This is a genomic window from Ideonella sp. (assembly GCF_041914305.1).
Lineage (GTDB): Bacteria > Pseudomonadota > Gammaproteobacteria > Burkholderiales > Burkholderiaceae_C > Ideonella.
In genome coordinates this window covers 347,288-364,881 of sequence record NZ_JAYSDQ010000001.1, presented here as the reverse complement: position 1 = coordinate 364,881, position 17,594 = coordinate 347,288, and the positions used below count along the sequence as shown (strand labels likewise).

The 17,594-nt window shown below is 68.5% G+C and carries 16 protein-coding genes; 3 read left to right on the top strand and 13 right to left on the bottom strand.

What is annotated here, in order from left to right; genetic code table 11:
- Positions 1-111 precede the first annotated feature (111 nt).
- The 6 genes from ACE3SG_RS01525 to fliF form a co-directional block, all read right to left on the bottom strand.
- Entirely contained in the window at positions 112-1,260 is a 1,149-nt protein-coding gene (locus ACE3SG_RS01525) for a flagellar hook-length control protein FliK (protein ID WP_374562159.1), read from the bottom strand.
- A gap of 43 nt (positions 1,261-1,303) precedes the next feature.
- Entirely contained in the window at positions 1,304-1,768 is a 465-nt protein-coding gene (fliJ, locus tag ACE3SG_RS01520; protein WP_374562158.1) for a flagellar export protein FliJ, read from the bottom strand.
- A 26-nt stretch (positions 1,769-1,794) separates the two neighbouring features.
- Complete coding sequence (fliI, locus tag ACE3SG_RS01515; protein WP_374562157.1) at positions 1,795-3,201, bottom strand: flagellar protein export ATPase FliI; 1,407 nt, start codon at positions 3,199-3,201, stop codon at positions 1,795-1,797.
- A gap of 135 nt (positions 3,202-3,336) precedes the next feature.
- A complete protein-coding gene (locus tag ACE3SG_RS01510) occupies positions 3,337-4,128 on the bottom strand; it encodes a FliH/SctL family protein (protein WP_374562156.1) in 792 nt (263 codons plus the stop codon).
- Complete coding sequence (fliG, locus tag ACE3SG_RS01505) at positions 4,115-5,110, bottom strand: flagellar motor switch protein FliG (protein WP_374562443.1); 996 nt, start codon at positions 5,108-5,110, stop codon at positions 4,115-4,117. Before fliG ends, ACE3SG_RS01510 begins: the two co-directional genes overlap by 14 nt.
- 24 nt (positions 5,111-5,134) lie before the next feature.
- Positions 5,135-6,817 (bottom strand): flagellar basal-body MS-ring/collar protein FliF, encoded by a 1,683-nt coding sequence (fliF, locus tag ACE3SG_RS01500; protein WP_374562155.1) that lies wholly within the window; start codon positions 6,815-6,817, stop codon positions 5,135-5,137.
- Positions 6,818-7,035: 218 nt separating this feature from the next.
- On the opposite strand from fliF, the gene fliE reads away from it, so the two are divergent.
- A complete protein-coding gene (fliE, locus tag ACE3SG_RS01495) occupies positions 7,036-7,368 on the top strand; it encodes a flagellar hook-basal body complex protein FliE (RefSeq protein WP_374562154.1) in 333 nt (110 codons plus the stop codon).
- Between the two features lie 296 nt (positions 7,369-7,664).
- Here the strand turns inward: fliE and ACE3SG_RS01490 are convergent, their stop codons facing one another.
- From ACE3SG_RS01490 to ACE3SG_RS01460, 7 genes are all read right to left on the bottom strand, one after another.
- Entirely contained in the window at positions 7,665-8,426 is a 762-nt protein-coding gene (locus ACE3SG_RS01490; RefSeq protein ID WP_374562153.1) for a flagellar brake protein, read from the bottom strand.
- A 117-nt stretch (positions 8,427-8,543) separates the two neighbouring features.
- The gene (locus ACE3SG_RS01485) at positions 8,544-8,843 is read right to left on the bottom strand and encodes a flagellar protein FliT (protein WP_374562152.1); all 300 of its coding nucleotides are present in this window, start codon (positions 8,841-8,843) and stop codon (positions 8,544-8,546) included.
- A gap of 36 nt (positions 8,844-8,879) precedes the next feature.
- Positions 8,880-9,314 carry a flagellar export chaperone FliS gene (gene fliS / locus ACE3SG_RS01480; RefSeq protein WP_374562151.1) on the bottom strand — a complete coding sequence of 145 codons (435 nt, stop codon included), beginning with the start codon at positions 9,312-9,314 and terminating at the stop codon, positions 8,880-8,882.
- Between the two features lie 200 nt (positions 9,315-9,514).
- A complete protein-coding gene (gene fliD, locus ACE3SG_RS01475; RefSeq protein ID WP_374562150.1) occupies positions 9,515-10,933 on the bottom strand; it encodes a flagellar filament capping protein FliD in 1,419 nt (472 codons plus the stop codon).
- A gap of 136 nt (positions 10,934-11,069) precedes the next feature.
- Entirely contained in the window at positions 11,070-11,918 is an 849-nt protein-coding gene (locus tag ACE3SG_RS01470; RefSeq protein WP_374562149.1) for a flagellin domain-containing protein, read from the bottom strand.
- A 347-nt stretch (positions 11,919-12,265) separates the two neighbouring features.
- A complete protein-coding gene (locus ACE3SG_RS01465; RefSeq protein ID WP_374562148.1) occupies positions 12,266-13,111 on the bottom strand; it encodes a flagellin domain-containing protein in 846 nt (281 codons plus the stop codon).
- A 293-nt stretch (positions 13,112-13,404) separates the two neighbouring features.
- A complete protein-coding gene (locus ACE3SG_RS01460; RefSeq protein WP_374562146.1) occupies positions 13,405-14,250 on the bottom strand; it encodes a flagellin in 846 nt (281 codons plus the stop codon).
- Positions 14,251-14,536: 286 nt separating this feature from the next.
- On the opposite strand from ACE3SG_RS01460, the gene ACE3SG_RS01455 reads away from it, so the two are divergent.
- Positions 14,537-15,607, top strand: a complete 1,071-nt coding sequence (locus tag ACE3SG_RS01455; protein WP_374562145.1) for a glycosyltransferase — start codon at positions 14,537-14,539, stop codon at positions 15,605-15,607.
- 61 nt (positions 15,608-15,668) lie between these two features.
- The gene (locus ACE3SG_RS01450; RefSeq protein ID WP_374562144.1) at positions 15,669-17,576 is read left to right on the top strand and encodes a tetratricopeptide repeat protein; all 1,908 of its coding nucleotides are present in this window, start codon (positions 15,669-15,671) and stop codon (positions 17,574-17,576) included.
- Positions 17,577-17,594 lie beyond the last annotated feature (18 nt).

Genomic DNA, 17,594 nt, shown 5'->3' with positions numbered 1-17,594 from the left:
CCCAAGGGGCGAGTGCAGACGCGATTCGTCCAGTGGATGACAGCTCGCGGCCTGCCATGGCGCGGACATCACGCCCGCCGCAGGCTGCGGGCAGGCGACGGCCCTGGGCCTCTAGGCCACGAGGTCGATCAACCCGCGTTGGGCGGGGCGAGCCTTCGGGGCGGCTTCGGCCTCGCTGCCGGCGCGCGCGGGCGCCATCCAGCCGGGCAGCGCAAAGGCGCGCTGGCCTTGCTCGTCGCCCTGGCGAGCGTGCTGGCCGGTCTGGTCGGACACGCTGCCACCGGACAGCGACAGGCCGACGTCGCCCAGTGCGTCGGCCAGCTCGGGCAGCGCTTCGGTCAGCGCGGCGCGGGTGGCGGCCACGTCGGCGCCCAGCTGCACTTCGGCGCGGCCGTCACGCATGGCGATGCGCACGTCGATCGGGCCCATGTCCTGCGGGTTCAGCTCCAGCGTCGCGTACTGCACGCCGTCTTTCAGCCAGGTGTTCAGTTGTGCGCCCAAGGCCGCCGGGAAGGCGGCGCTGCCGGGCGGCGGGGCCAGCGTGGCTTGCGCCGGCGGGGCCTCGGGCGTGGCGGCCGGGGCGGCCGGCGCGTCGCCGGCGGCACCCAGGCTGGGCAGCGCGAAGTCGCCCGCCGCGTCGGCGGCGACCGCTTCGGTGCTGGCGGTGGCCAGGTTCACCGGGGTGTTGTCGAGCGTCGGCTTGAGGCCGCTGATGTCCAGACCCTGGCCGGCGTCCTTGGCCGCCTGGGCGCCGAACGCGGTGGTCTGGCGGGTGTCGACCAAAGCCTTGTCGTCCAGCCCGGGCAGGCCCTTGTCGGCCGCGGCCAGGGCGTGGCGGCCACGGCCACCGGCCTCGACCCCCAGCTTGGCGCGGGCGGCCGCCAACAGGCTGGCGCCGCGCAACGACGCGGCCAGCTCTGCCGGCGTGGTGGGGGTGTCGGCCGGTGCGGGGGCGGCGGGCGGCGTGGCGTCGTCGGCCGGGTCACGCGGCTTGTGGGCGTCGGCGCGCTGGTCGTGCTCGGCCGGGCGCTCGGCGCTCGCGTCGGTGCTGCCCTGGTCGTCGTCGGGCGCCGGCTTGGCGGTGGCGGCGTCGGTGGTCTCGGGCTCGTCGTTGACGGAGCCTTGCAGCAGCTGGGCGAACGATGCGCCGGTGTTGTGCGGGCTGCCGTGGCTGGCGGCCACGCTGTGCGGGGCGCGCACCCGGGCCACATGGTTGACGGGGGCGACCGGGGCGGGAGCGGCAGGGGCGTTGAGGCTCATGCGATGTGACCGTGGGTTCGGTGTGTCGTTCTGTTCGGCGGGTTCAGGCGGCGGCGACGGCAAAGACCGAGGTGCGCGACCAGGCCAGCCGCTGCGCCGCCTCGTCGACGGTCTTCTGCTCGCGCCGGTGTTCGCGCAGTGCGTTGGCCTGCAGGCGGCGCTCGATCAGGCGCTGCACGGTGGCGACCTTGGTCTCGCGGTGGCGCAGGCGCTGGCGGGCCGCCTGCACGCGGCTGGCGGCCTGCTCGGCCACGCCCTGCTGGGCACCGATGGCCTGTTCGAGCCGGTCGACGAAGCCCTGGTAGCAGTGCAGGATCTCGATCGGCGCACGCTGCGCGAACTGCGCCGCCCAGCGCTTGCGGTACTCGCTGCGGTAGGTGACCAGCGAATCGGCCTGTTCGCGCGCCGCGCGCTCTTGCGCCTCGGCGTTGCGCCAGTCGGCCAGCGCGGCGTCGCGCTTTTCCTTTTCGCGTTCGAGCAGGGTGTGCAGCAGGCTCAGGCGGTCCATGGGGGTGCTCGGTCAGAGGGGTCGGGTCAGGCGCCGGGGTTCAGCGCCAACAGTTGTTTGCGGCTGGCATCCAGCGACGCGCTTTCGTGCATGCCTTGTTGCAACAAGGCGGTCAATTTCGGGTTCACCTTCACGGCGGCGTCGAGCTCGGCATCAGCGCCCGGCGTGTAGGCGCCGAGCTGGATCAGGTCACGCGCCTTGTTGAAGCGGGCCAGCCACTGGCGGGCGCGGCGCGCGCCGTCCAGGTGCTCGCGCGGCGCCACCGCGGTCATCACGCGCGAAATCGACTTTTCGACGTCGATCGCCGGGAAATGGCCACTTTCGGCCAGCTCGCGCGACAGCACGATGTGGCCGTCCAGGATGCCGCGCGCCGCGTCGGCGATCGGGTCTTGCGGGTCGTCGCCCTCGGTCAGCACGGTGTAGAAAGCGGTGATCGAGCCGACGCCGTTCAGGCCGTTGCCCGAGCGCTCGACCAGCTGCGGCAGCTTGGCAAAGCAGCTCGGCGGGTAGCCCTTGGTGGCCGGCGGCTCGCCGATCGCCAGCGCGATCTCGCGCTGCGCCATCGCGTAGCGGGTGAGCGAATCCATCAGCAGCAGCACGTGCTGGCCGCGATCGCGAAAGTGCTCGGCGATCGCAGTGGCGTAGCTCGCGCCCTGCATGCGCACCAGCGGCGGCGCATCGGCCGGCGCGGCCACCACCACGGCGCGGGCCAGGCCCTCTTCGCCGAGGATGTCTTCGATGAATTCCTTGACTTCGCGGCCCCGCTCGCCGATCAGCCCGACCACGATCACGTCGGCCTTGGTGTAGCGGGCCATCATGCCCAGCAGCACCGATTTGCCGACGCCGGTGCCGGCGAACAGGCCGATGCGCTGGCCACGCCCGACCGTCAGCAGCGCGTTGATCGCCCGCACGCCGGTGTCCAGCGGCTGGCGCACCGGGTCGCGGTCCATCGCGTTGATCGGGCGGCGCACCATCGGCTCGTTGTGCACGCCGCCGACCGGGCCGGCGCGGTCCATCGGCTTGCCGTGCGCGTCGACCACGCGGCCGAGCAGGCCATCGCCCATCGGCAGGTGCAGGCCGCGGTCTTCGCTGCGGCGAAACGGGTGGTTCTCGATGCCGAAGCGCGGCGGGATCTGCGGCACCGGCAGCGGCACCACGCGCGCGCCGCTGGCCAGGCCATGCAGCTCGCCGGTGGGCATCAGGTAGGCGCGGTCGCCGTTGAAGCCGACCACCTCGGCCGTCACCGGCTGCTCACCGGGCGTGCCGACGGCGCACACCGCACCGACCGGCGCGCGCACGCCAGCGGCTTCGAGCACCAGGCCGGTCACGCGCACGAGTGAGCCCTGCATCTCCAGCGGCTGCGGCAGGCTGGCGTAGTTCTTCATGTCGCCGAGGAAGCGGCTCCATTTCTGGTCGCGGGCGGCGGCTGTCATAGAGCCCCCTTGGCCCTGCGGGCAGTGGCCTCGAGCGGGAACGAGCTCGGCCATGCGGCGCTCATAGAGCCCCCTCAGCCCTGCGGGCAGTCCCCCCGAGGGGGAGCGAGCGCCTTCGGAACGGCCGTGCGGCGCTCACAGGTCGACCTCCGCGTCGTCGATGGCGTCGTCCAGCGGCTGGCTGCTGCCGAACACCGCGGCGGCCTGGGCCCAGCGCACTTCGATGCGGGCATCGACCTGGCCCAGGTCCGATTCGACGATGCAGCTGCCCGGCTGCAAGGTGACATCGCCTTGCAGCAGCACGCCGCGGGCCTGCAACAGGTCGGCCGCGCCGGCTTCGACCAGCGGCACATCGGCCGGGTTGAGCCGCAGGCGCAGGTGGCGGGCCGAGAGGATGACGGCGCCGATCGCGTCCTGCGCGACCTGCACGATCACGTCGGGCCGCTGGGCGATCTCGCTGCGCACGACCTGGCGCGCCAGCATCACCGCCGTCTGCACCAGCGTGTCGGCCAGCTGCGCGTCGAGCGCTTCGGTCTGCGCGTCGAACGCCGCCAGCAGCTGGCCCATCTGGGCGCTGATCTGCTGCGCGAACTGGCGCTTGGCGGCTTCGAGGGCTTCGAGGCCGTCGCGGTAGCCTTGTTGGTAGCCTTGCGTGCGGGCCTCTTCGATGCGGGCCATCCACTCGGCAGCGGTCGGCTCGGGCGGCGCAGCGGGCGGCTGAGCCGGCTCGGGCCGGGCCGGCCTGGCCTGCGGCTTGGACGAGCCAGTCGCCGGGTTCATGCCCCCCAGGTCGCCGAAGGCACCGGGCGTCCAGGCGGCGTAGTCGTCCAGCTCCTCGCGCGGGATGAAGCGCGAGTAGGCGGTGGCCGGCTTGTCCTTGCCGCCGGTCGGCGGCGGCACCTGCCGGAACGGCTTAGAGGAAGTCATCCGCGCCTCCGGAGGCCAGCACGATCTGGCCCTCGTCCACCAGGCGGCGGACGATCTTCAGCAGTTCCTTCTGTTCGGCTTCGACTTCGGACACGCGCACCGGGCCGCGCGACTCGAGGTCTTCGCGCAGCGACTCGGCCGCGCGGGTCGACATGTTCTTGAACACCTTCTCGCGCAGCTCGGGCGTGGCGCCCTTGAGCGCGATGACCAGCGATTCGCTCTGCACTTCCTTCAGCACCGACTGGAAGCCCTTGTCGTCGAGCTTGTTCATGTCCTCGAAGGTGAACATGTTGTCCATGATGCGTTGGGCCAGGTCGCCGTCGGCTTCGCGGATGTAATCCAGCGCCGAGGTCTCGACCGAGCTGCCCATCATGTTGATGATCTCGGCCGCCGCCTTCACGCCGCCCAGCGACGCCTTCTTCAAGCGGTCGCCGCCGGCCAGCACCTTGCTCAGCACCTCGTTCAGGTCTTTCAGCGCGGCGGGCTGGATGCCGTCGAGCGTGGCGATGCGGATCAGCACCTCGTTGCGCTGGCGTTCGGTGAACGACTTCAGCACGTCCGAGCTCTGGTCATGGTCCAGGTGGACCAGGATCGCAGCCACGATCTGCGGGTGCTCGTTGCGCAGCAGTTCGGCCACCGAGCCCGGGTCCATCCACTTCAGGCTCTCGATGCCGGAGACGTCCGAGCCCTGCAGGATGCGGTCGATCAGCAGGTTGGCCTTGTCTTCGCCCAGCGCCTTCTTCAGCACCGCCTTGACGTATTCGTCGGTGTCGGGCACCAGGATGTGCTGTTCGGCGGCGGTGCTGGTGAAACGGTCGAGCACGGCCTCGACCCGCTCGCGCGGGATGACCTTCAGCTTGGCGATCGTCTCGCCGAGCTTTTGCACCTCTTTCGGCCCCAGATGCTTGAAGACCTGGGCGGCCTCTTCTTCACCGAGCGACATCAGCAGGATCGCTGCGTTCTCGATGCCTTGGTCGTCCATGTTGGAGGTCATCTCGGGTCCTCGTCAGGCGGCGGCTTCGCCGTTGACCCACTCGCGCATGATGTTGGCCACCGCCGCCGGGTTGTCCTTGGCGAGCTGGCGGGCGCTTTCGAGCTTGCGGTTCTCGCGCGGCGCCTCGAGTGCCGGCAGCATCGGCTCGCCCGGCATGCCGTTGTCGTCCACCACCGCGTCGAGCTGCAGGCCACGCTTGTCGTCGCCCTTGGCGTCGATGACCACCGGCGGCCGCAGCGCGGGCCGGATGACGCCGAAGATCAGGCCCAGGCCGACCAGGGCCAGCGCCCCCGGCACAGCGCCGGCACGCACCAGATCGAGCACCCAGGGTTGCTTCCAGAGCGGCAGCTCGTCCACCTTCTCGACCACCTCGGTCTGGAACGGGGCGTTGATGACACGCACCGAGTCGCCACGCTCCTTGTTGAAGCCCACGGCCTCTTGCACCAGCGCGGTCAGTTTGTCGAGTTCCTCGGCGCTCAGCGGGATGGTCGAGGTCTTGCCCTTGGCGTCGGTCTTGCTGCGGTGGTTGACGACGACCGCGGCGTTCAGGCGCTTGACGACGCCGACCGCGTTGCGCTTCATCTGCACCGTCTTGTCGACTTCGTAGTTGGTGGTCGCGTCGCGGCGGCCCGAGCCACCGGTCTGCGTGCTGCCGTTGGCGGCCTGCAGCGGGGCTGCGCTGCCGTTGATCGGCGCGGTGGCCGGCGTCGGCGGCTGGTTGCTGGTGGCCCCCGGCACACCCGACGGCGTGGCCGAGCCGGGCGTGCTGGCTTCGCTGGTCGACTGGCTGCGCACGGCGGCCGGCTCGGTGCCCTGGTTCGGGCGGAACTGCTCGCTGGTCGATTCGACCTGGGTGAAGTCGACGTCGGCGGTCACGGTGGCGCGCAGGTTGTCGCGGCCGACCACCGGCTCCAGCAGCTCGGTCACGCGGGCCAGGTAGCTCTTCTCGACCTGCGCCACATACTGCAGCTGCTGTTCGTTGAGCGACTTGCCGCTGTCTTCTTCAGCGCCCGACAGCAGCGCGCCGCGCTGGTCGAGCACGCTGACGGCCTTGGGCGACAGCTCGGGCACGCTGGACGACACCAGGTGCACGATGCCGGCGGCCTGGGCGCGGTCGAGCTTGAAGCCGGGGTGCAGCGTCAGCATCACGCTGGCGCTGGCTTTTTGCTGTTCGCGAAAGAAGCCGTTCTGGTTCGGCAGGGCCAAATGCACCCGGGCGTCTTCCACGCCTTCGAGCTTACTGATCGTGCGCACCAGTTCGCCTTCGAGCGCACGCTGCATGTTGGCGCGCTCCTGGCGGTCGGTCTGGCCGAAGCGGTTGACGTCGAGCAGTTCGTTGCCGACGACCGAGGCCTTGGGCATGCCCTTGGCGGCCAGCTTCATCTTGGCGTCGTACAGGCGATCGGCCGGCACCTTGATCGCGCCGCCGCCGTCCGTATATTTGTAAGGCACGTTCATCGCGCCGAGTTCGGCGACGATCGCGCCGGCTTCCTTGTCCGGCAGACCGGCGTACAGCACGCGCCAGTCGCCCTGGCTGGCCCACATGGCCATCGCCACCACGGTGGCGGCCAACGCGGCCAGCGCGATGCCCAGCTTCATCTTGGTGGCGGCCGGCATCGCCGTCAGGCGCCCGATCAGGCCATGGGGGGCCTCGGCGGGAACCAGGGGAACGGGCACTGCAGCGGTAGCGTCCATGGGGGCTTCTTTCGGGGAACGTGAGCGGGCCACGGGAGGCCCTGTTCAACTGTCGTACCCGGCCATTGTTTGGCAAGCCCCCCCGCCCGATAGCGGCGAGAAGCCCGAAATTCCCCCTTCAGTTCCGACCATCGCTGCCGAGGCGAGTCTCTACGATTCGGTCCCAGCAAGCTGAAGCTCATTGCGTCTGCTGAGCCATCGCCAAAGGGGCACCCGCCATGGACATGAAACTCAAGCCGTTCGACTTCTCACAAGCCGTTGCTCGCGCCGGCCTGTCGCGCGACGGCATGCCGCTGGCCAAGACCCGCGGCACCGAGGACGTGGACAAGGCCAGCTTCTCCAGCGCGATGACCGACGCCTTGAAGGCCGTCAGCGGCCAGCAATTGAAAGCCGAGCACCTGCAACAGGAATTCCAGCTCGGCAACCCGTCGGTCAGCCTCGAAGACACGATGATCGCGATGCAGAAGTCGCAGATCGGGTTTCAGGCGGCCTTGACGGTTCGCAACCGCTTCGTCCAGGCCTACACCGATGTCATGAACATGCAGGTATAGGGTTGACTTGGCTCGGCCTGAGCAAGATCAGGCCGGCGCGCGCCCTGCTCCGCTCATGTCCCCCACCGCCAGTCTTCGACTGCCGGCTCCTCCTCTACTTCGCTTCGCAGGACACCCACCGTCCTGATCGGGCACCGTCACGGCTGTTCGCGGCGCGCACGGCCTCCAGCAGTGGCGGCTGAGGGCGTCGGGTGACCGGCGCAGCGAAGTAAAGGAGGAGGCGCGGGCGCAGCCCGGGCCGGGGGACATGAGCGGAGCCGGTCACCCGACGCCCTCGGCTCACGCCGACCGAGAAATCAGTCCAGCGACAGCATCCGCCGGCGCTTTTGCGTCTGGTCGATGTAGCGCTGCAGCATGCGGGTGGCCTCGGGATCGAGGTGCAGCAGTTCGCAGCCCAGGCGCACGCCGCGGGCATGCGGTTGGATCGAGGTGACGTGGTGCACCACCAGGGTGCCGCGCAGCAGGGTGCCGGCGTCCAGCTCGATCGCGCAGTCGTTGATGTTCACGCCGGGCTCGAACATCGGCATGTCCGACGGCATCAGCAGCGCGCAGCCGCCGACGCTGACGTCCAGCACGCGCAGCTCGAGCACCATGTCGGGGATCGCCGGGTGGCGAAAGCGCGCGGTCGGCGCGCTGCGTTCCAGCGTGCGCACGCGGTAGGCGTTGCGGCGCTGGAAGCGAAACAATTCACGCGGCATCGCCGCTTGCAGCACGCAGTGCTGGCGGCCATGCACCAGCATGCGGTCGGCCACGTCGAACTGCAGCTTGATCTGGTCCAGGTACCCGACCGCCACCGCTTCTTCGGCCTCGACCAGGTGCTGCACCGCCGGCGCCATCAGGTCGGCCGTGAAAGCGATCTTGCCCTGGGCGGGGTCGATGGTCCACAGCGTGGTCGAGTAGACCGACCCGTCGGAGCCGTTCAGGTTGATCGTCACGTTGCGGTCCATCAGCGACTTCAGCAACGACTTCACCTCCACCGGATCGCCGACGCGAAACGAGTCGATCGTCCCGGGTTGCCCCAGGGCGTCGAGCGTGGCGGGTTGGGTGTCGATCGTCATGTCAATTACTCATCTCGCTGCGCAGCAAACCCAACCAAGGGGTTTGCGCGGATCCGGCTCTGCCGGTCCGCTGCAAAAGCCCCCATGGGGGGCAGCGACCGGAGGGAGCGTGGGGGCTCAATGAAGGGTTTTCGTCTTGCCGTGCATCAGCTTGTCCAGGTCCTCGAGCCAGGGCTCGGCCAGGTGGCGGATCTCGGCGTCGTTCAGCAGGATTTTCTGCATGATGCGCGACTTCAGCTTCGATTCTTCAGCCTGCAGGCTCTTTTCCTTCGCCGCGTGCTTCAGCTGTGAAATCAGCACGGCGCAGGCGCCTTCCAACTTGACGACCTCGTCCCAGTTGCCGGTGCGCGCGGCCTCCAGCATGTCGGCGCTGGCGCGTTCGATGGCTTCGTAGTAGTTCAGCAAAGTGTGGCTCATGGCGGCGACTCTCGGCGATGACAGCGTGGTTGGAATTCAGTTGGACGGGGAACTGACCTGGCCGCCGATCTCGCGCCAGGCTTGGCGCAACGGCTCCATCAGGCCGACACATTCGTCCAGCATCGCCTCGTCGTTGCGCAGGTTGGCCAGCGTCAGGCGTTGGGTCAGGTAGTCGTACAGCGCCTTCAGGTCGCGGGCGAGCGGGCCGCCGTCGTCCACGTTCAGGCTGGCCTTCAGGCCTTCTTCGACGATCCGGGCGGCACGGCCGATGGCCTTGCCCTTCTTTTCGATCTCGCCGTTGCGCATGGCGCCGCGGGCCTGGGCGATCGACTCCATGTAGCCGTCGAACAGCAGGCTGATCAGCTTGTGCGGCGAAGCATCTTCGACGCTGGTCTCGGCACCGACCTGGCGGTAGGCATTGCTCATGCCGCCGGAGCGGCCAAAGGGCGAGGCGAGTTGCGGGCTGTACATGGTGTGTGCGGTGGTGAATCTGTGTCCGTCCCTTTGCTTATCGGCCCCAATTTCACCCAGCTTGAGGCCGACCAAGCCATTGAACTGGGCGGGGTTTTCCGCCACTCATCGGCTCAAGAAATGCGGGCTTCCTTGCTTGACAAACACCATGAAAAAAGCGCCCCGCGGGGCGCTTGCTTCCGGCCTGGGCCCGGCGCGGGTCACCCCAGCGCGGCCAGTTGCTGCGTGACATAGGACGACAACGCGTTCAGCTTGGCCATCGAGGTGTCCAGCGCTTCGTACTGGGCGCGAAAGCGCGCCTCGGTGCGGGTCAGCCGGTCTTCCATCTGGTCCTGCCGGTCGTCGTTGCGCTTGATGTGCGCTTCGAGGCTGGTCTGCAGCGTCTCCAGGCTGCCGTCTTCGCCGAGCACCGCGTTGCCGAGGTCCTTGAACCGGTCCATGAAGCCCGAGTTGCCGGTGCCGGAGCCGTCGGTGGCCAGCAGCTTGCGCAGCTCCTCGGGGTTGGCCAGCGCGTCGTCCAGCTTCGAGGTGGTCGTGGTCAGCGACCCGTCCTGTTTCATCGTGATGCCGATCTCGGACAGGCGGCTCCAGGTGCTGGACGCCGTGCTGCCTTGGTTGATCACGCCGCGCAGCTGCGACTGCAGGCCGATGGTCGTGCGGTCGCCTTGCAGCGGGCCGCCAGTCTTGGTCGACGCGTTGTACTTCGTCTGGTCTTTGATGTAGGCGGCCAGCTCGTTGAAGGCCGAGACGAATTCGCCGATCGCCGTCTTCACCGCCTCGTTGTCGCTCGCCACCACCACCTCGACCGGGGTCGCGGTGACCTTGGTCAGCGTCAGCGTCAGGTTGTCGGACACGCCGCTGAGCGTGTTGGTCTTGGACTCGATGTCGACGCCGTTGACCTTGGCCTTGGCGTTGCCGGCCGACTGGTTGAGCGACATCGGGGTGCCCACCACCCCCGCGTCGTAACCCAGCACCGACAGGCCCGTCGTGTCATCGTTGTCGTCGACGTTTTCGGTGGCGGTGATCTTGAAGCCGTTTTCGGCGCCGGTGGCATCAGAGCGGATCGACAGGCGTGCGCCGTTCGCGTCGTTGATGATCGTCGCGGTCACGCCGGCGTCGGCGTTGTTGATCTTGTCGCGGATGGACGCCAGGCTGGTGTCGTCGGAGCCGATCGTGACCGTCACCGGCGAGCCGTTGCCGGCAAAGCTGCCGCCTGTCCAGGTGCCGAGTTCGATCTGCAGCGTGCCGTCGCCGAGCTGGCTGGACGAGCTGGGCAGCGCGGCGGCGGTCGTGATCGTCTGGCTCGACGCCAGTTGCGACACGGTGACCGAGTAGCGGCCGGGCGCGGCGCCGGTGGTCGTGCTGCCGCTGACGATCGTGCCGTCGCTCGAAGTGACCGCCGTCTGCCCCCACAGGCTGATCGAGCCGATCGCGCCGGCCTTGTCGCGCATCGCGGCGACCAGGCTCTGCATCTTGCCGACCGACGACAGCTGGGTCTTGATGCTGGTGGTCTCGGCCGTCAACAGCTCGACCGGCTTGCGCTCGACGCTCATCAGCGCCGAGATGATGCTTTCCGACTGCAGGCCGCTGCCGACCCCGAGAGAGCTGATGGTGGGCATGGTGGTTCCCTTGGATTCCTGTCGTGGTCATCGGCCGCTGGCGCGGGAACTTAAGACCTTGTTCGGGGCCCGGAAATGAAAACGCGCCGCCCAGGGGTCCCGGCGGCGCGCGTCAGAAGCCGAAGCCGGCCCGGTATCAGCCCTGCAGCAGGCGCATCACCTGTTGCGGCAGCTGGTTGGCCTGCGCCACCATCGCGGTGCCGGCCTGCTGCAATATCTGCGCTCGACTCATCGCCGCGGTTTCAGCCGCGAAGTCCGCGTCCATGATCCGGCTTCGGGCAGCGGCCTGGTTCTCGACCGACTGCTGCAGGTTCGAGATGATCGCGTCGAAGCGGCTCTGGGTCGCGCCGAAGGTGGCCCGGGTGTTGTTGACGTTGTCGATTGCCAGGTCGATGTTGTCGATCACCGTGGCGATCGCACCGATGGTGGCGGTGGCGTCGATCACCGTCGTCGTCGCGGTGATCGCGGCGATGTCGGTGGCGGTGGTCAGGTTCTCGGTCGTGATGTTGATCACGTCGTCGGTCGAGGTGTTGGCGCCGATCTGGAAGGTCAGCGTCGTCGCGTCCACACCGAGGATGTGCTGGCCGTTGAAGGTCGTGCCCCCGAGGACGCGGCCGATTTCCGACTGCAGCTCGCCGAACTCCTTGTTCAGCGAGTCCTTGTCCGAGCTCGAGTTGGTGGCGTTGCGGGCCTGGATCGCCAGTTCACGCATGCGTTGCAGCGCGTCGCCGACCTTGCTCAAGGCGCCTTCAGCGGTCTGCGCGAGCGAAATGCCGTCGTTGGCATTGCGGATCGCGACGTTCATGCCGCGCACTTGCGCGTTCATGCGTTCGGCGATCGCCAGGCCGGCGGCGTCGTCCTTGGCCGAGTTGACACGCATGCCCGAAGACAAGCGTTGCATCGCAGTCGACAGCGCGGTCTGCGAAGCATTCAGGTTGCGTTGCGCGTTGAGCGACGCAATGTTGGTGTTGATGGTCTGTGGCATGTGAGCACCTCGTTACGAATCGACCGCGCCCGGCGAAAAAGCCGGCTATCCAGAAGAAGCGGCGAACAACCGCCCCTTCCACAAAGCCCGGACCCTTCACCGTCGAACAAGAGCCGCTGGTTGGCGACTCCGGTCTCGGCAGTGCTTGTCGGACCACGCCCCGATTTGCATTGGGACGATGGAACGAATTCTGAAGAGGCTTGTGTGGCAGCAATGCCGGGAAATGAAGCCGGGAAAGCGGCCATTTCGAAGCCACCAAAAGGCGATGCCCCCGTCGGCGGGTGGCCGGCGGGGGCATCGGGTGGGGGACTGTCAGGCGGCGGCTGCCGCCACGACTTTTGCCGCGATCAGCGCAGCAGGCTCAGGACCTGCTGGGGCAGCTGGTTGGCCTGCGCGACCATCGCGCTGCCGGCCTGCTGCAAGATCTGCGCTCGGCTCATGTTCGCGGTTTCAGAGGCGAAGTCCGCGTCCATGATCCGGCTTCGGGCGGCGCTTTGCGCCTCCACCGCCTGCTGCAGGTTCGAGATGATCGCGTCGAAGCGGCCTTGCGTGGCACCGAAGGTGGCGCGCTGGTCGTTGATCGTGTCGATCGCGGTGTCGATGTTGTCGATCACCGTGGCGATGTCACCCGAGGTGGCGGTGGCGTCGATCACGGCGGCCGTGCCCGTCACCGCGGTGATGTCGGTGTTGGCCGTCATGTCCTCGGTCGTCAGCTGCACGGTGTCGTCGGCGGTCGTGTTGGCGCCGATCTGGAACGTCATCGTCGTGGCGTCCGAGCCCAGCACCTTCTTGCCGTTGAAGCTGGTGCCGCCCAGCACGCGGGTGATTTCCGACTGCAGCTCGTGGAATTCCTTGTTCAGCGAATCCTTGTCCGAGCTCGAGTTGGTGGCGTTGCGCGATTGCACCGCCAGTTCACGCATGCGCTGCAGCGCGTCGCCGACCTTGCTCAAGGCGCCTTCAGCGGTCTGCGCCAGCGAGATGCCGTCGTTGGCGTTGCGGATCGCCACGTTCATACCACGCACCTGGGCGTTCATGCGTTCGGCGATCGCCAGGCCGGCGGCGTCGTCCTTGGCCGAGTTGATGCGCAGGCCCGACGACAGACGCTGCATCGAGGTCGACAGCGAAGACTGCGACATCGACAGGTTGCGCTGGGCGTTGAGCGAAGCGACGTTGGTGTTGATGGTTTGAGCCATGTTGAAACTCCTACAAGGGTTGCCAAAAATTTCCGGTTAAGCACCGGCGTCTCTGCACGCAAATGCCGGGGCTCCTCCGGTCGGGCAACCCCACTTGCTGGGTGCTGCCTGGCCCTTGGTCATCTCACCGGACCCAGGGTCTGCTTGATTGCTCGCCCTGTGATTTGGGTATCGGAAACGTCTTGGGAAACCTTGAGAGTTTTTTGGGCCCTTGCGCCGAAGCCCCCCGTTTTCAGGAGGGCTTCGGTCGCGGCGCCGGGGTCTCCGGCGCGGCAGGCTCAGGGCCTGGGGCCTTAGCGCAGCAGGCTCAGGACCTGCTGGGGCTGCTGGTTGGCCTGGGCCACCATCGCGCTGCCCGCCTGCTGCAGGATCTGCGCTCGACTCATGTTCGCCGTTTCCTGCGCGAAGTCCGCGTCCATGATCCGGCTTCGAGCGGCGCTCTGCGATTCCACCGACTGCTGCAGGTTCGAGATGATCGCGTCGAAGCGGCCCTGGGCGGCACCGAAGGTGGCGCGCTGGTCGTTGATCGTGTCGATCGCGGTGTCGATGTTGTCGATCACGGTGGCGATGTCACCCGAGGTGGCAGACGAATCGATCACCGCCGTCGAGCCCGTCACCGCGGTGATGTCGCTGTTGGCGGTCATGTCCTCGGACGTGATGTCCACGATGTCGTCGGCGGTCGTGTTGGCGCCGATCTGGAACGTCATCGTCGTCGCGTCCGAGCCCAGCATCTTCTTGCCGTTGAAGCTGGTGCCACCCAGCACGCGGGTGATTTCCGACTGCAGCTGGCCGAATTCCTTGTTCAGCGAATCCTTGTCCGAGCTCGAGTTGGTGGCGTTGCGCGATTGCACCGCCAGTTCACGCATGCGCTGCAGCGCGTCGCCGACCTTGCTCAAGGCGCCTTCAGCGGTCTGCGCCAGCGAGATGCCGTCGTTGGCGTTGCGGATCGCCACGTTCATACCACGCACCTGGGCGTTCATGCGTTCGGCGATCGCCAGGCCGGCGGCGTCGTCCTTGGCCGAGTTGATGCGCAGGCCCGACGACAGACGTTGCATCGACTGGGACAGCGAAGCTTGCGAAGCCGACAGGTTGCGTTGAGCCGTCAACGAGCCGACGTTTGTGTTGATGACAGAAGACATGTGAGTTACTCCTTCACGGGGGTTCCGAAAACTGACCCTCTCGGGTCTCTGGTTGCGCCCCCGTTTGAAAGTGGTTGGGGCCGTGAATTGCTTTTCGGAGGGTTGATCGAAAGACTTGAGAGTTTTTTTGAGCGCTTTTCGATCGATCGACTGGGCCGGGGGGTGCGCAAGAACTGCGGGGCGCCGGCGGCAGCCCATGGCGGCTGCCCAGTCCTTTCTTATCGGCAGGTGCGCGGCGTGGCACAGGCTTAAAGTCGGCCCGATGAGCACTCCGTCGCCTTCACCCATGGCCACCGCGCCGCCACACGCCTGGCGCGTGGCGGTGGTGATGATCGTGCGCAACGAGGCGGCGCGCATCGCGCGTGCGCTGTCCAGCGTGCTGCCGCATGTCGACGAAGCGCTGGTGCTGGACACCGGCTCGACCGACGACACCGCGGCGCGCGCGCAGGCGGCCGGTGCACGGGTGGCGCACTTTCAATGGGTCGACGATTTCTCCGCGGCGCGCAACGCCGCGCTCGATGCCGCGGGCGCCGACTGGCACGTGGTGCTCGACGCGGACGAATGGCTGGCCGAGGGGGCCGCGGCGTTGGCGGCGCTGCGCCACACTGCGCCGGCCTTCGTCGGCGCGGTGCGCGTCGACAGCCTGGACGACAGCGGCGCCGCCTCGCAGCAGGCCAGCAGCTGGATCAGCCGCATTCTGCCCGGCCCGGTGCGCTACGCCGGCCGGGTGCACGAGCAGCCCCAGCACCAGTGGCCGGTGCGGCGGCTCGATATCGCGCTGGGCCACGACGGCTATCTGAAAGACGCGTTGGCGGCCAAGGCCGGCCGCAACCGCCAGCTGCTGGAGCGCGAGGTGGCCGAGCACCCGGCCGACCCGTATGCCTGGTACCAGCTCGGCAAGGACCACGACGTGTACGCGCGCTACCCCCAGGCGCTGGACTGCTTCGAGCGCGCCGAAGCCCTGCTGCCCAGCGGCGGCCCGGCGCCGGGCTGGCTGCACGACCTGACGGTGCGCCGCCTGCATGCCCTGAAATGCACCGGCCGGCATGCCGACGCGCTGGTGCGGGCCGAGGCCGGGCTGGCGCAGTGGAGCGAGTCGCCCGATTTCTTCTTCGCGCTGGGCGACGTGCTGCTGGACTGGGCGGCCGACGAGCCGGCCCGGGCCGAGGCGTTGCTGCCGATGATCGAAAGCGCCTGGCAGCGCTGCCTGGCGATCGGCGAGCGGCCCGACCTGGAGGGCGCGGTGGCCGGCCGCGGCAGCCACCTGGCGGCCCACAACCTGGCGCTGCTCTACGACAGCCTGGGCCGCGCGGAGGACGCCGCCGAATGCCGGCGCCTGGCCGGCAAGCCCGAATAAGGCCGCCGCACCCCGTCTTTTCGTTGCCTGCCGCCGCGCCCGCCTCTCTAAAGTGGGCAGGATGAAGAATTCACGCCAGCGCGCCGAAGCGCACCGCCAGGCCGGTCTGAAGGCCATGCAGGCCAAGCGCTGGCCGGCGGCGATCGCCGAGTTCGAGCGCGGCGCCGCGCTGTCGCCCCGCGACGCGTTGCTGCGCCTGAACCTGGCCCGCGCGCACATGCAATGCGGCGCGCTCGACAGCGCGATCGCCGAGGGCCGCGAAACGCTGCAGCTCGACCCGGCCAGCCCGGTAGCCTGCCGCCTGGTCGGTGAATGCCTGCTGCAGCAGAACCGCGCGCAGGAAGCTGCCGCGGTGTTCGACCAGTTCCCTGCCGACGCCCCGCGCGACCACGACTGGTTCAACGCCTACGGCAACGCGCTGTTCCAGGCCCAACGGCTGCAAGACGCGGTCGGCATCTTCTTCCAGGCGCTGGCCCTCAAGATCGACGCCCCGCTGGTGCACTACCGGCTGGGCCTGTGCTTCAAGGACCTGGGCATGACGCGCGAGTCGACCGAGTGCTTCCGCACCGCCGTGTCGCTCGATGCGGGCGCCGTGCGCGCGCTGGCGCTGTCGCTGCTGGTGCACGAAAGCCGGCAGACCTGCGACTGGAGCCAGGTCGAAGAAGACACCGCCCAACTGTTGAAGGCGCTCGACCAGGGCGACGACCAGACCGGCCAGAAACTCTCGCCCTTCGCCCTGCTGGCGGTGGACGCCACACCCGAGCAGCAGCGCCGCATCGGCGCGCTGCGCCTGCGTGGCCTGACCCCCGGCCTGAAGCCGATGCCACCGGCCGGCCCGCGCCGGCCCGGCCGCATCCGCGTGGGCTACCTGTCGTGCGACTTTCACCAGCACGCCACCTCGGTGCTGATGGCCGAGCTGCTGGAGCGGCGCAACACCGAGCGTTTCGAGGTCACGCTGTATTCGCACAGCCCCGACGATGGCAGCGAGATCGGCAAGCGCGTGCGCGCCGCCTGCGACCATTTCGTCGACGTCACCCACTGCTCGAATGCCGAGGTCGCACGCCGCATGCGCGCCGACGACATCGACATCGCGATCGACCTGAAGGGCCACACCCGCGGCAGCCGCTTCGAGCTGCTGGCCTACAAGCCGGCGCGCGTGCAGGCGGCCTTTCTCGGCTACCCGGCCACCACCGGCGCCGACTTCATCGACTACATGATCGGCGACCCGGTCGTGCTGCCGCTGGCCCAGGCCGGCCAGTACAGCGAGCGCCTGGCGCAGTTGCCGAACAGCTACCAGCCGAACGACCGCCACCGCGCGCTGCCGCCGGCGCCCACGCGCGCCCAGGCCGGCCTGCCCGACGACGCGGTGGTCTATTGCTGCTTCAACCAGACCTACAAGATCTCGCCCCACATGCTGGACCTGTGGGCCCGCATCCTGCACGGCGCGTCGAACGCGGTGCTGTGGATGCTGGCCTGGAACCCGCATGCCCAGGCCAACCTCGAGCGTGAGCTGGCGGCGCGCGGCATCGGCAAGGAGCGTGTGTTCTGGGCGCCCAAGCTCTCGTTGGCCAAGCACATCGCCCGCCTGCGCGTGGCCGACATGTTTCTCGACACCTGGCCCTGCAATGCCCACACCACCGCCAGCGAGGCCTTGTGGGCCGGCGTGCCGGTGCTGACGGTGCCGGGCGCGACATTCGCGTCTCGCGTTGCGGCCAGCCTGGTCACCGCCTGCGGCCTGCCCGACCTGGCGGCCGCCGACGAAGACAGCTACGTGCACCTGGCGGTCGCGCTGGCCCAGGAGCCGGCCACGCTGCAGGGCCTGAAGCAACACCTGGACAGCCAGCGCATGAGCCTGCCGCTGTTTGACAGCGACCAGTACGCGCGCGACTATGAAGCACTGCTGCAGCGCATGTTCGACCGTGAACAGGCCGGCCTGCCGCCGGACCACCTGCTGGCCGGAGGCGGCTGACACACCGAAGACGAACCA

What these genes read in the sequence shown, in the direction of transcription:
- ACE3SG_RS01525 (WP_374562159.1), bottom strand. Translation starts at nt 1,260, where the DNA reads ATGAGCCTCAACGCCCCTGCCGCTCCCGCCCCGGTCGCCCCCGTCAAC.
- fliJ (WP_374562158.1), bottom strand. Translation starts at nt 1,768, where the DNA reads ATGGACCGCCTGAGCCTGCTGCACACCCTGCTCGAACGCGAAAAGGAA.
- fliI (WP_374562157.1), bottom strand. Translation starts at nt 3,201, where the DNA reads ATGACAGCCGCCGCCCGCGACCAGAAATGGAGCCGCTTCCTCGGCGAC.
- ACE3SG_RS01510 (WP_374562156.1), bottom strand. Translation starts at nt 4,128, where the DNA reads ATGACTTCCTCTAAGCCGTTCCGGCAGGTGCCGCCGCCGACCGGCGGC.
- fliG (WP_374562443.1), bottom strand. Translation starts at nt 5,110, where the DNA reads ATGGACGACCAAGGCATCGAGAACGCAGCGATCCTGCTGATGTCGCTC.
- fliF (WP_374562155.1), bottom strand. Translation starts at nt 6,817, where the DNA reads ATGGACGCTACCGCTGCAGTGCCCGTTCCCCTGGTTCCCGCCGAGGCC.
- fliE (WP_374562154.1), top strand. Translation starts at nt 7,036, where the DNA reads ATGGACATGAAACTCAAGCCGTTCGACTTCTCACAAGCCGTTGCTCGC.
- ACE3SG_RS01490 (WP_374562153.1), bottom strand. Translation starts at nt 8,426, where the DNA reads ATGACGATCGACACCCAACCCGCCACGCTCGACGCCCTGGGGCAACCC.
- ACE3SG_RS01485 (WP_374562152.1), bottom strand. Translation starts at nt 8,843, where the DNA reads ATGAGCCACACTTTGCTGAACTACTACGAAGCCATCGAACGCGCCAGC.
- fliS (WP_374562151.1), bottom strand. Translation starts at nt 9,314, where the DNA reads ATGTACAGCCCGCAACTCGCCTCGCCCTTTGGCCGCTCCGGCGGCATG.
- fliD (WP_374562150.1), bottom strand. Translation starts at nt 10,933, where the DNA reads ATGCCCACCATCAGCTCTCTCGGGGTCGGCAGCGGCCTGCAGTCGGAA.
- ACE3SG_RS01470 (WP_374562149.1), bottom strand. Translation starts at nt 11,918, where the DNA reads ATGCCACAGACCATCAACACCAACATTGCGTCGCTCAACGCGCAACGC.
- ACE3SG_RS01465 (WP_374562148.1), bottom strand. Translation starts at nt 13,111, where the DNA reads ATGGCTCAAACCATCAACACCAACGTCGCTTCGCTCAACGCCCAGCGC.
- ACE3SG_RS01460 (WP_374562146.1), bottom strand. Translation starts at nt 14,250, where the DNA reads ATGTCTTCTGTCATCAACACAAACGTCGGCTCGTTGACGGCTCAACGC.
- ACE3SG_RS01455 (WP_374562145.1), top strand. Translation starts at nt 14,537, where the DNA reads ATGGCCACCGCGCCGCCACACGCCTGGCGCGTGGCGGTGGTGATGATC.
- ACE3SG_RS01450 (WP_374562144.1), top strand. Translation starts at nt 15,669, where the DNA reads ATGAAGAATTCACGCCAGCGCGCCGAAGCGCACCGCCAGGCCGGTCTG.